Below are 12,169 nucleotides of genomic sequence, written 5' to 3' on the forward strand. Positions count from 1 at the left end.
GATTGGTGCTGTATGTATCCTCGCCTGGCAACAATTCCCCAGGGAATACGTCGCACCACGGATGGACCCATGCGAAAGCATGCGTTAAGCAATCTTCTGGCGCATCCTGGTTGATGGAGTTCCCTCATGGTGTTATAATGACGGCAGGAAATTATCGTAAACACCGATCATCGCGCAAGGAAATGGCTGCCGATGAGCAGCAAGACCGCCAGCCAACCGATCATCAACTACCGCGTGTTATCCGCAGTTGCCGCACTGTCGGCTGCGACATTGATTCTGGAAGGCTCACTGTTGCGGCTTTTGGCGGTCGCCCAGTTCTATCATTTCGCCTTTTTGGTTATCAGCCTGGCGCTACTGGGATTCGGTGCCAGTGGCTCCTTATTGACCGTCAGCGCCCGTCTGCAGCGGTTGCCGGTAGAACGATTGCTTGCCGGAGTCGGTGTAGCCTTTCTTCTGTCCACAGGCCTGGCCTATCTCGTCGTCAACCTGATCCCCTTCGACAGCTACAGCATTGCCTGGGACCGGCGCCAAATTCCCCTTTTTTTGCTCTACTACCTGGCTCTCGCCCTGCCTTTTGTCTGTAGTGGTCTCGGTATCGGGGGTGGGTTGGCCAAGAGCCCCGGATACACACATCTTGTCTATGCGTCCAATCTGATTGGATCGGCCATCGGAGCCCTGCTTGCTCCGCTGATTCTTGCCCTGGCGGGGGTGCCGGGTGGGGCTCTGGCGGCTGGCATGATCGGACTGCTGGCGGTCATTCTTGTCCGGGGGCGACCACCAGTCGGTACCACGGATCGCCGATGGATCACCGCCTTGTTGCTGGCAGCCGTACTGACACTGCTTTCAGTCCTTGGTTGGTTCAATCTGCAAGGTCGCGCCATCCTGGGAATGACCATTTCTCCCTACAAGGGCTTGGCAAATGCCCTTCGCTATCCCGGTGCGCAGCAGCAATTTCAGGGTTGGAATGCAATCTCCAGGGTCGACGGAATCTCCCAGGCCGGTATTCGTCAACTGCCTGGATTGAGCTACACCTATTTCGGCACGATACCGGAACAGCAGGGCGTAGCCGTTGATGCCAATACAGTCTCTCCCTTGACCGAAGCGACGCCGGAGACATTCCCGGCGGCCGGCTATTTGCCCGAAGCCATTGCCTTTCAGCTTCGCCCAAATGCCAAGACCCTGGTGGTCAACCCTGCCGCGGGTCTGGCAGTGCTGCAGGCGCTGGCAGGCGACGCGGAGAGTGTCACCTCGGTGTTGGAAAACGGTCTTGTGGCTCGGGCTGTCGCAAACATGGCCCCCGATTTCAATGTGTTCGAGGACGAGCGGGTCAGGTCGGTCATCGAAACACCGAGGGTATTTCTCCAGCAGGACAGCGATAGCTACGATATCGTGTTGTTCCCGCTGGCCGATTCCTATCGCCCGGTAACCAGCGGCGCCTACAGCTTGAGCGAGACCTACGGATTGACGAAAGAAGCCATGGCTGCCGCGCTGGAGCGCCTCTCCTATGATGGACTACTGGTGGCCACGCGCTGGCTCCAAAACCCGCCCAGCGAGGACGTCAAGCTGCTTGCCACTGCGATAGAAGCACTCGTTGACCAGGGAGTCGAATCGCCGGGTGACTCGTTGGCGGCGCTGCGCGGCATCCAGACGATCACTGTGTTGCTCCGGCCTGGTGGATGGACTTCGCAAGAACTGGCTGCTCTGCGCAGTTTTGCCGAGGAAAAACGATTCGACCTGGTATGGCTTCCCGATATTCAGGAGAACGAAGTCAACCGCTATAACCGGCTTTCGCAACCAGCTCTTTTTGAGGCGACCAGGACTCTATTGGATCCGGATCAACGGGAACGCTTTTACCAGGTGAACCCATATGCGATCCGGCCTGCCACCGACGATCATCCCTTCTTTTTTCATTTTTTCACATGGCGTCAAACGCGCGAGGTGTTGGGTCAACTGGGGCAAAGTTGGCAACCTTTCGGGGGCAGCGGCTATCTGCTTCTGTTAGCTCTATTGGCGCTGGTGCTGGTGCTGAGTATCCTTATGATTCTGGCCCCTCTGTTATGGGTTGGAAACGCTCAGATTGGCCAGCCGGGTTGGCCGGCAGTGGCGCGCACACTGCTTTATTTCAGTCTTCTGGGCGTAGCCTTCCTGTTCGTCGAGATCCCTCTCATTCAGCGTTCGATCCTGATATTGGGCCATCCTACCTATGCCTTTGCCGTCGTGGTGATCTCACTGCTCTTTTTCTCAGGGATCGGCTCGATTCTCTCGGGCAAACCTGATCTTCCCTCGCGAAGACTGGTTGGGGCGCTGGTGATCGTGGCCTTACTTACGCCATGGGTAATCGCTCTCATCTCCGACCTGTTACTGGGTCTGCCGTTCGGCCTGAGAGCCCTTCTTTCCGGCCTGAGTCTGGCACCTCTTGGCGTCTTGATGGGAATGCCTTTCCCGTTGGGCCTGGCATGGCTGGAAGGGAAAGCGCCTGGATTGGTGGCCTGGGCCTGGGCCGTCAATGGCTGTGCATCGGTGGTCGCCTCAGTAATGGCGGCGATTTTGGCCCTGGCTTATGGCTTCACCGTCGTTCTGTCGTTAGGTGCGCTTGCCTATGGCCTTGCCTGGGTTACCCTGTTTTTGCACAAGCCAGCCAGTGCAAGTGAGGGTTTGAATTTGTGAGTGGATCAGGGACTTTGGCCTGTCTTTCGCCTTTCCAGCTAATCTAACCCGGACAAGCCAGAGGAACGCTGATTACGCAGACCTTCGGCGCAGATTCACGCTGATCTTTTTTGATCTTGTTTGGATCGATCAGCGTCAGACTTCAACTTCGCCCCTCGACACGCTCGGGATACCGCTCAGCACAGGTCCCTTCGGCTGCGCTCACCGTCACGCCAGCAGGCGTACCGTGAGGTAGCAGACGATGCGTGAGCTAGCCAGGCGGACCGGGAGGCCAGCGCTCCGTGAGAAGGTGCCCTTGGGGAACCACCCCGGAGCGTCAGCGAAGTGGGCGGTGTCGGGCGGCCAGACTGTTCGAGGCACCTGGCGAGCGACAGAGCAGAAACGGTGTGGTATAATTGAGTCGTGAAACCTTCACGGAGGTAGGTGCTGAAGATATGTATAGCAGAAACCGTTCATTGCTGTTACCACTGTTTGCACTCTTGCTTGCTATCGCGCTGTCGTTTGCAGCCTGCAATGGGGAACCGCTCGATGTAGAGTTGACCAGAGAAAACGGTCGCGAACTCCGGGTCAAGGTAGACGAACTCCTTGACGATGTAGGTGAGTTCGTGGCAGGTTTCTGTAGTACCTCGGCTCTGCCAGCTGGTGCTGCCATTGTGTTCATCACCTGGCAACGCCGGCAGGACGATTGATTCCCACCTTGCTGCCGTTCATGGCCTCGCTGTACAACCGTCATATTTGATGCCATCGAAGGGGTAGAAAGTTTGACCCCTGGGTTTCGCTGGCCTATAATGGCGTGGTCATTTCCGCCGTCCCGCCAGCAATGGTCAGGAGAAAGCCCGCCCGATGGCAACTCACGCCCCCAAAAAAGTCCTTGTTTCCGGCTGTTTCGACATGCTCCACAGTGGGCACATTGCCTTTTTCCAGGAAGCTGCCTCCCATGGTGATCTCCATGTGGCCATAGGATCTGATCAGACCATCTTCGATTTGAAGGGAAGGCCGACGGTGAACAGTGAGGAAGAGCGGCTGTTCATGGTGGGTTCTGTTTCATCGGTCACCGATGCCTTCATTTCGCGTGGTTCGGGCATGCTTGATTTCGAAGAAGAAATCCATGAGCTGATGCCCGACATCCTGATTGTCAACGAGGATGGGAACACACCTGACAAGCGTGCCCTGGCCGGGAAACTGGGCATCGAATACCTCATTCTCAGACGGGAACCGCAGCCCGGCCTCGCTGCTCGATCGACCACGACGCTGCGAGCCATCAATACGATACCTTATCGAATCGATCTTGCGGGCGGGTGGTTGGACCAACCATGGGTGTCGGAGCATTATCCTGGCTACGTGATAACAATTTCGTTGGAACCCACCATAGAGTTCAATGAGCGCAGCGGGATGGCAACCAGTACCCGGCGAACTGCCATCAAACAATGGGGATCCCGTCTTCCGGTCGACGACTACGAAAAAGTAGCATGGACGTTATTCTGCTGCGATAATCCCCCGGGTACAGAAGAGATCTCCGGTTCACAGGATGCTATTGGGTTGGTATTTCCGGGCTTGAACAGATCCTTTTACCAGGGGGAATACTGGCCCCTCCAAATCGAGTCGGTCCACGATGACGCCATCCTTCGTTTTGTTGAAAACTCATTGTTTTTGATTCCCCTTGGGCCCCGCCAACCCGATTTCAGCGTCTTGAGCGGCACAAATATCACGAGTGAAGGCGCAAAAGCGCTGGCTGGAGCCACCGATTTGTGCTGGGATGCCATGTTGGCCCGGGATGTGCGCCGATTCGGCGAAGCCTTACGCCTGGGTTTCGAGGCACAGGTGGCCATGTTTCCCAACATGATGAACCAGATGATGCAGGAACTCATCGAGCAGTACCGGCATCGGGCCTTCGGCTGGAAAGTGTCGGGCGCTGGTGGTGGGGGCTACTTGATTTTGGTATCGGATACCCCTGTCGACAACGCGGTTCGTGTAGTCGTTCGCCGAAAGAGCGATTGACGCCGACCAGTTTGAGGCAGCGGAAGGACTTTTTTTCACAGGAGAGCTATTCATGAAAACAGCCCTTGTTTGTGGAGCCGGCGGCTTTATCGCCGGCCATCTTGTAAAGAAATTGAAGCGAGAAGGCTTTTGGGTGCGGGGAGTAGACATCAAGCAGCACGAGTATGCCGAGACGGCAGCCGACGACTTCCAGCTGCTTGATCTTCGCAATGAAGGTGACTGTCGCGCTGCGTTGACGCTTGATGGCGGTAGCTTCGACGAGCTTTACCAGTTGGCCGCCGATATGGGCGGCATGGGCTTCATTTCGACCGCCGAATGCGAGATCATGCATAACAATGCCCTTATCAATGTGAACATGACTCATTCGGCCGCCGCCATGGGCGTTCCCCGATACTTCTTTTCCTCTTCTGTCTGCATCTACCGGGATATGCAAGTGGGCGAGCCCGAGTTGACCGAGGCCCAGGCCATTCCGGCCAACCCCGACAATGAATATGGTTGGGAAAAACTATATGCAGAACGGATCGCCCAGGCGTATGAGCGCAACCGGGGTATGATAGTTCGTATTGCCCGCTTCCAAAACTGCTACGGACCCGAGGGCACCTGGACCGGGGGGCGGGAGAAGGCGCCGGCGGCAATCTGCCGCAAGGTAGCGGAGGCTGAAGATGGCGGGACGGTCAAGGTCTGGGGAGATGGCACCGCTGTGCGATCCTATACCTACGTGGACGACATGGTCGATGGCATTTATACGCTCATGCATTCATCGCTGGAGGGCCCAGCCAACATAGGAAGTCCACAATACGTCACCGTCGACGAACTGGTCGAGACGGTCATCGCGGAATCGGGCAAGGATATCAAAATCCAGCACGTGGCCGGACCTGTGGGCGTGCAATCAAGGAATTTCAGCAATGAACGCATCTGCACCACTGGCTGGCGATCCCGCTACTCGCTCGAAGATGGCATTGGCAAGACATATCCCTGGATCGAGGAACAGGTGAAAATACAGCAAGCCCTGGCTGCGGCCTGAACGATCGGTTGTGGGGCAACCGATAACCATCGTCGCACGCCATTAACTCCCCAGGAATTGAGAAGCAGGTCCAGGGTCAACCCGGACCTGCTTCTTTTATTAAGTGGAGTTACGCAGGAAACAATTCGCCCACAGACGGCAGATAGAAGACCACGGACGGCGGTCGGCAGAACTGCGTAACTCCAGTCATTGAGTAGCAGGCTCCACACCGAGATATGAAGCGCCAGACTTAGTCGGTTCAATCGGCTAAGAGTAACTCTTCAGGGTCTTCATGTAGTTGGCTCGTTCAAAGGCCGCGGGCTCGGCAACACTTCGCTGGCTCAAGGTGCCCTGCATTTCCTCGATAGACTCATACCCATACTCGTTCATCCACGCCACAATCCCATCCAGCAGGGTCGCAATGTGGTCGACCCCATTCACGAGAAGCGACGAGCACACGTTTGCGATGTCTGCACCGGCCATCATGGCCTTCAACACATCCTGGGGGGTGTGGATACCTGTGGTCAAGGCCAGGGAAGCATCCACATTGCCATAGAGAATGGCGATCCAGCGCAGGGGAAGGCGCATCTCGTTCGAAGTACTGAGCACCAGCCGCGGGCCAACAGTCAACTCATCGATATCCAGGTCGGGCTGGTAGAAGCGATTGAACAGTACCAACGCATCTGCACCAGCTTCGGCCAATCGATAGGCCATGTTCGGCATGGCGCTGAAGAAAGGACCGAGCTTCAGCGCTACAGGAATCTTGATATGTTGTTTGACATTGTTTAGTACGTTCAGGTAGATACTCTCGACCTCTGCGCTGGTCAGGTCTGGTTTGGTGGGCAGAAAGTAAAGATTGATTTCCAGGGCGTCCGCACCGGCCTCTTCGATCATGGATGAATAGTCGATCCAACCGCCATCGCTAACTCCATTCAGGCTGGCGATGATGGGGATATCAACAGTCTCCTTGGCCAGGCGGATGTGTTTCAGATATTCTTCGGGCCCGAAGTTATGTTCGTGGGTCTCCGGGAAATAGCTCAGAGCCTCGGCAAAGCTTTCGGTGCCATAGTTTAGGAAGTGGGACAGCTCGGCCGCCTCAAACGCCAGTTGTTCCTCAAATATCGAATGCAGCGTGATGGCGCCGGCTCCAGCCTCTTCCATGCGCCGGATAGTGTCGATGTCTTCCGACAGAGGCGATGCGGACGGAACGATGGGATTCTTCAATTCAAAACCCATGTATTGGGTAGTAAGGTTCATGTGAGTTCCTCCAGTTCAGGAATTTGGATTGGCAAAGCCAGATCAAGGTCCACTGTTCGGCCGGGGTCCAAATCTGAATTGCCAATCCAAAAACCGGGATCAGGTTCCTACTCGTCGCTGTAATCCAGTTTGGCGAGTTGTTGGTAAAGATGCCAGCGGCTCCGGACATCCTCTTCGGCCAGAGCCAGCAACGCTGACGCGACTTGAGGTTTGGTCTTGGCCAACACGGTGTAGCGGGCCTCGCTATAGACATAATCCTTCAGGGGCAATTTGGGAGCCCGGCTGTCCAGTTGCAGCGGGTTTTCCCCTTCATCCGCCAGTTCGGGATTGTATCGCATCAGTGGCCAGTAGCCGCTTTGCACAGCCATCCTCTGATGCTCGTTGCCGTCTGTCAAGTTGAAGCCATGGGCAATGCAGTGGCTGTAGGCAATGATGAGGCTGGGGCCATCGTAGGCCTCTGCTTCCAGGAAGGCTCGCACCGTCTGCCGGTCATTGGCGCCCATCGCCACTCGTGCTACGTAGATATTCTCGTAGCTCATGGCGATCATTGCCAGATCCTTTTTGGGCAAGGGCTTGCCTGCCGCAGCGAACTTGGCCACTGCGGCTCTTGGGGTCGCCTTGGACATCTGGCCACCGGTGTTGGAGTAGACCTCGGTATCCAGCACCAGTACATTGATGTTGCGTCCCGAGGCCAGCACGTGATCGAGGCCGCCGTAACCAATGTCGTAGGCCCAGCCGTCGCCGCCCAGGATCCAGACCGATCGTTTGACAAAAACATCTGCCAGGCTAAGCAGTTGCTGGCACCCCTTGGCACCGTTTGCGTTCTGCAGGATAGTCTTGAGCTCTGCCACACGCTCTCGTTGCGCCGCGATGCCAGCCTCGTCAGACTGATCGGCGTCGAGAATATCTTCAGCCAGGCCTGCACCAAGCATGTCGGCATTCTTTTTGAGCAGCTCAGTGGCAAACTCAATCTGCTTTTCAACGGTCAGGCGGAAGCCAAAACCGAATTCCGCGTTGTCCTCGAAAAGGGAATTGGACCAGGCAGGTCCACGTCCGTCGGCGTTGACGGCGTAGGGCGTGGTCGGCAGATTGCCGCCGTAGATAGAAGAACAGCCAGTGGCATTGGCGATAATTAGTCGGTCCCCGAAAAGCTGTGTCAGCAGCTTGATGTAAGGAGTCTCGCCACAACCAGCGCATGCACCCGAGTACTCGAACAGAGGCTGGAGCAATTGATTGGTTTTGACCTGGCCCAGGTTGACCTTGGTCCGATCGACCTCATCGATACCAAGGAAGAAGTCATAGTTTTCCACCTCGCGATCGCGCAGGGGCGGCTGAGGTTCCATGTTGATAGCCTTGAACTTGGGCTCGCGTCGGTTCTTGGCCGGGCACACCTCGACACAGACCGAGCAGCCCGTGCAATCCTCAGGCGCCACCTGAATCGTATATTGCCAGCCCGGGAACTCCTTGCCCCGCCACTCGGCCGACAAAAAGCTCTCGGGGGCCCCTGCCAGCGCTTCCGGCGGATATACCTTGGCGCGGATGGCGGCATGGGGACAGACGATGGCACACTTGCCGCATTGAATACAAACGTCGGGATCCCAGATAGGAATCTCCAGCGCGATATTGCGTTTCTCCCACTGGGTGGTTGCTGTCGGATAGCTGCCGTCGATCGGGAGCTTGGAGACGGGTAGATCGTCACCCTTGCCCGCCATGATGGTTGCAGTCACTTCCTGGACAAACTCGGGCGCTTCTTCAGGTACCATGGGCGGAAGCTCCAGGGTACTGGTGACTTCGTCCGGTATCTCAACTTTGTGCAGGCTTTCGACGGCTGCGTCGACAGCCGCGAAGTTCATCTGGACGACCTTCTCGCCACGCTTGCCGTAACTCTTTTTGATCGCGGTCTTGATGGCCTCGATAGCTTCATCCTGCGGAAGGACACCCGAAATGGCGAAGAAGGCGGTCTGCATGATGGTGTTGATGCGCACCCCCATGCCGGTGGCCTTGGCTACCTCATACGCGTCGATGACGTAGAACTTCAGCTTCTTTTCGATGATGTGTTCCTGATAAACCCTCGGTAGCGCGTTCCATGCCTCATCCCTGTCATGGTAGGTATTCAGCAGGAACACACCGCCGGGGGCTGCTTTCTGTAGCACGTCATAGCGTTCCAGGAAGATGGTTTGGTGCACACCGACAAAATTGGCCGCGTCGATCAAATAGGGCTGGCGGATGTACTCTGGCCCGAATCGCAGGTGTGAAACAGTTGTTGCGCCTGCTTTTTTCGAGTCGTACACGAAGAAGCCCTGGGCGAAGTTGTCAGTGTCCTCGCCGATGATCTTGATGGAGTTTTTATTGGCTCCCACGGTGCCGTCGGAACCCAGGCCATAGAACACGGCTCGCACGACACCGGGAGCCTCGATATTGAAACCGGGATCGTAGTCAATACTGGTATTTGTGACGTCATCATTGATGCCGAGCGTGAAGTGGTTCTTGGGCGAATCCTTTGACATCTCCTCGAAAAGACCCTTGACCATAGCCGGCGTGTACTCTTTGCTGGACAGACCATAGCGCCCACCAATTACCTTGATGTCACTCCGCCCGCTTTCCACCAATGTGGTGACAATATCCTTGTAAAGAGGTTCGCCGCCGCTGCCCGGTTCCTTGGTGCGGTCAAGGGCGGCTATCACCTCCACGGTATCTGGCAGCGCGTCGACGAAATGCTCCACGCTCCAGGGACGGTAAAGGCGAACCTTGAGTACGCCGATCTTTTCCCCTTGCTCCACCAGATAATCGACGGTTTGATGGGTCGTCTCGGCGGCCGAGCCCATGATTACGATGACCCGGGTTGCATCGGGTGCACCAAAGTAGTCAAAGAGCTTGTATTGGCGGCCGGTCAGCCCTGCGAATTTGTCCATCGCTTCCTGGACGATACCGGGGATCTTGTCGTAGAAAGCGTTTACGGTTTCCCGGGCCTGGAAGAAGACATCGGGATTTTGGGCGGTTCCCCTGATGACCGGCCGTTCAGGTGTCAAGCCCCGTGCACGGTGTTCCAGCACCAGCGTGTCGTCGATCATGGCCTCAATGTCACTGTCGGCCAGCAGTTCGATCTTGTTGATATCATGGCTGGTACGGAAGCCGTCAAAGAAGTGGATGAAGGGCACCCGCGAGGCTAATGTGGAGGCCTGGGCAATCAGTGCCACGTCCATCACTTCCTGGACCGAACCACTGGGCATGAGCGCCCAGCCGGTTGCGCGGGTAGCCATGACATCACTGTGTTCGCCAAAAATAGAGAGGGCCTGGGCGGCAACACTGCGCGCTGCAACATGAAAGACGGTCGACGTTAGCTCGCCGGCAATCTTGTACATGTTGGGGATCATCAGTAGCAGACCCTGGGATGCGGTGAAAGTCGTCGTGAGGGAACCGGTCTGCAGGGCGCCATGAACGGCTCCTGCGGCGCCTCCCTCAGATTGCATTTCCACCACCAACGGAATCGTTCCCCAGATATTGGTCTTGCCTTCAGCTGACCACTGGTCGGCCCATTCACCCATGGGGCTGGAAGGTGTGATCGGATAGATGGCAACCACCTCGTTGGTTTTGTGGGCAACATACGCGGCTGCCTCATTACCATCGATTGTTACTGTTTGTCTTTCGCTCATCGATATCTCCTAGCTAGACTCTGTATTTTGCTATCGCCACCGAGACCATGGTTTGATCTCCGGAGCGCACACTCCCGGAGCAGCGAGAGCTTCCGCGTCTCTCCTGGAGTGTGAATTGTCTTGAATTGCAGCATTCTGGCCTTTTTTGCCAGGGAAAATCCAAGTGCCAACACTCATCATACCTCGGATTCGTCACTCTATCCATGATCTAGGTCATATGTAGAGCACTAATTTCAGGTTTTTTCTGAAATTTGCACTATCCTGCGGTGATTTATCGAAATTGACGAAAAATAAAGAAGAGCACTCAGCCTGCGAGCGCTCTTCGAGATCGTGTAGGGTTGGTTTCCGCCGTCACGCGGATCGATTCCGGGGGATTCCTCCTAGTTGAATTGCATTGGCATTGGCATTGCGCTTAGTGAGCTATACACCAAAGAGCCTTGCGCAGATTGCAGCGTGAGATTGCTTCCTTGAATCTGGTAGCGGTTGGCTGAACCAAGCATGTTCAGGTAGCGGGATTCTTGCTGAGCGACTTCCTGCGGGCATGCCATCTGGCTGCTGCTCAGGCCGAAAACAGAAATCTGTCCATCGCCGCCGAGAGAGTAATTGCCGCTGTACTGGTTGCACCCGCCATGGCCTGTGATGGTGCCACCGATGAAGTTGGCTGTGATCGGCACCATTGGGCTGGGTGATACCAGGGTCCAGGTGGGACCCTCGATCTCCCCACCGGATGGCGGCGGCTCGATCGGTGGCATTGGCTGTACTACTGGTGGCTCGACAGGCGGTATCGGCTGGACTGGTGGCTCAACGGGGGGTACCGGCTGGACCGGTGGTTGCACGGCTTCGACGATGGTAATCTGGTGGGTGTCATCGTCGCTGAGACCGTTGGCATCAGTGACCGAGAGCCGGATGGTGTAGCTGCCCGGCTGGCTGAAGCTGGTTGTCACGCTGACGTCGGCTGTCGGTGCTGCGGAAGCTTCCCTGGTGCCCAGGTCCCAGTGGTAGCTGACGATGGGGCTGCTGCCCGGTGTAGAACGACTGGTGAAGGTGACCGGCTCGCCGACGCTGGCCTGGGTCGGACCCTCGATCCTGGCTGTGGGAGGCTGAGCCTGTTGGGCGATGGTGATCTGGTGGGTGTCATCGTCGCTGAGACCGTTGGCGTCAGTGACCGAGAGCCGGATGGTGTAGGTGCCCGGCTGGCTGAAACTGGTCGTCACACTGACATCGGCAGTGGATGCAGCTGAGGCTGATCGGGTACCCAGGTCCCAGTGGTAGCTGACGATGGGGCTGCTGCCCGGTGTAGAACGGCTGGTGAAGGTGACCGGCTCGCCGACGCTGGCCTGGGTCGGACCCTCGATCAAGGCCGTTGGTGGCTGAGCCTGTTGGGCGATGGTGATCTGGTGGGTGTCATCGTCGCTGAGGCCGTTGGCGTCAGTGACCGAGAGCCGGATGGTGTAGGTGCCAGGTTGGCTGAAACTGGTCGTCACACTGACATCGGCAGTGGATGCAGCTGAGGCTGATCGGGTACCCAGGTCCCAGTGGTAGCTGACGATGGGGCTGCTGCCCGGTGTAGAACGGCTGGTGAAGGTGACCG

Annotated in this window: 7 protein-coding genes; 4 read left to right on the forward strand and 3 right to left on the reverse strand. The window is 56.8% G+C overall.

All coding sequences use genetic code 11. The features are described from left to right. The first annotated feature begins 192 nt into the window (after positions 1 to 192). From U9R25_00830 to U9R25_00845, 4 genes are all read left to right on the forward strand, one after another. Positions 193 to 2,667 carry a hypothetical protein gene (locus U9R25_00830; protein ID MEA3334425.1) on the forward strand — a complete coding sequence of 825 codons (2,475 nt, stop codon included), beginning with the start codon at positions 193 to 195 and terminating at the stop codon, positions 2,665 to 2,667. Positions 2,668 to 3,101: 434 nt separating this feature from the next. After that, on the forward strand, positions 3,102 to 3,356 hold the full coding sequence (locus U9R25_00835) for a hypothetical protein (GenBank protein ID MEA3334426.1): 255 nt from the start codon (positions 3,102 to 3,104) through the stop codon (positions 3,354 to 3,356). 154 nt (positions 3,357 to 3,510) lie between these two features. Further along, positions 3,511 to 4,665, forward strand: coding sequence for an adenylyltransferase/cytidyltransferase family protein (locus U9R25_00840; protein MEA3334427.1), 1,155 nt, complete (start codon positions 3,511 to 3,513; stop codon positions 4,663 to 4,665). A gap of 52 nt (positions 4,666 to 4,717) precedes the next feature. Continuing rightward, on the forward strand, positions 4,718 to 5,689 hold the full coding sequence (locus tag U9R25_00845; GenBank protein ID MEA3334428.1) for an NAD-dependent epimerase/dehydratase family protein: 972 nt from the start codon (positions 4,718 to 4,720) through the stop codon (positions 5,687 to 5,689). 246 nt (positions 5,690 to 5,935) lie between these two features. On the opposite strand, the gene U9R25_00850 is transcribed toward U9R25_00845, so the two are convergent. The 3 genes from U9R25_00850 to U9R25_00860 form a co-directional block, all read right to left on the reverse strand. Next, the gene (locus U9R25_00850) at positions 5,936 to 6,925 is read right to left on the reverse strand and encodes a dihydroorotate dehydrogenase-like protein (GenBank protein MEA3334429.1); all 990 of its coding nucleotides are present in this window, start codon (positions 6,923 to 6,925) and stop codon (positions 5,936 to 5,938) included. Between the two features lie 107 nt (positions 6,926 to 7,032). Next, complete coding sequence (nifJ, locus tag U9R25_00855; protein ID MEA3334430.1) at positions 7,033 to 10,578, reverse strand: pyruvate:ferredoxin (flavodoxin) oxidoreductase; 3,546 nt, start codon at positions 10,576 to 10,578, stop codon at positions 7,033 to 7,035. A 380-nt stretch (positions 10,579 to 10,958) separates the two neighbouring features. Beyond that, positions 10,959 to 12,169: PKD domain-containing protein (locus U9R25_00860; protein ID MEA3334431.1), on the reverse strand; the 1,211-nt coding region annotated here is incomplete at its 5' end.

Source organism: Chloroflexota bacterium, from assembly GCA_034717495.1.
Lineage (GTDB): Bacteria > Chloroflexota > Anaerolineae > JAAEKA01 > JAAEKA01 > JAYELL01.

Bases quoted from the DNA above. Each gene is read 5' to 3' on its own strand.
- U9R25_00845 (MEA3334428.1), top strand. From the start codon at position 4,718: ATGAAAACAGCCCTTGTTTGTGGAGCCGGCGGCTTTATCGCCGGCCAT.
- U9R25_00835 (MEA3334426.1), top strand. From the start codon at position 3,102: ATGTATAGCAGAAACCGTTCATTGCTGTTACCACTGTTTGCACTCTTG.
- U9R25_00830 (MEA3334425.1), top strand. From the start codon at position 193: ATGAGCAGCAAGACCGCCAGCCAACCGATCATCAACTACCGCGTGTTA.
- nifJ (MEA3334430.1), bottom strand. From the start codon at position 10,578: ATGAGCGAAAGACAAACAGTAACAATCGATGGTAATGAGGCAGCCGCG.
- U9R25_00850 (MEA3334429.1), bottom strand. From the start codon at position 6,925: ATGAACCTTACTACCCAATACATGGGTTTTGAATTGAAGAATCCCATC.
- U9R25_00840 (MEA3334427.1), top strand. From the start codon at position 3,511: ATGGCAACTCACGCCCCCAAAAAAGTCCTTGTTTCCGGCTGTTTCGAC.